General features: G+C 45.4%; 1 pseudogene. It reads right to left on the bottom strand.

The annotated features are described in order from the left end of the window. A pseudogene (locus FC60_RS09565) lies at positions 1-452 on the bottom strand (hypothetical protein); the annotation flags it as partial.

Raw genomic sequence — 452 nt, 5'->3', positions numbered from 1 at the left:
AGGGCCTTGCTCAACGATGTTGAAGCACTTTCGCTTAACGAATCATTATTAGATTGATCATCACTGAGTGATGCTGAAGCACTCGTCGAGGCCTCACGATTTGAAGTGCTTTGGCTAACACTAACTGAAGCTGCTTTTTGACTTGCTGCCGAGACAGAAGCTGACTGTTCACTAGTTAAGCTACCCGTTTCCGAGAGACTTTGTGAATCGCTAGCACTTACCAGTGCACTGGTTGAAGCACTATTAATTTCACTTAAGCTCTTCACCGCTGAGGTTGAAGCACTACTATTCAAGGAATTATCTGAGGCACTCGCCTTCGAAACACTTGTGCTCAAACTCGTCGAGTTTTCATCACTAATTGATGCAATCCTACTTTCATTCGTGCTACCGGCCTTGGATTGACTTGCCAAGTCGCTGGCACTAGCGATTTGACTCTTCACTTCACTTTCGTG

Origin of the sequence: Limosilactobacillus gastricus DSM 16045, from assembly GCF_001434365.1 — a bacterium.
In the GTDB taxonomy this organism is placed as follows: Bacteria; Bacillota; Bacilli; order Lactobacillales; family Lactobacillaceae; genus Limosilactobacillus; species Limosilactobacillus gastricus.
Note: the sequence above shows the minus strand (reverse complement) of the source record. Positions and strands in the feature narration are given on the sequence as shown.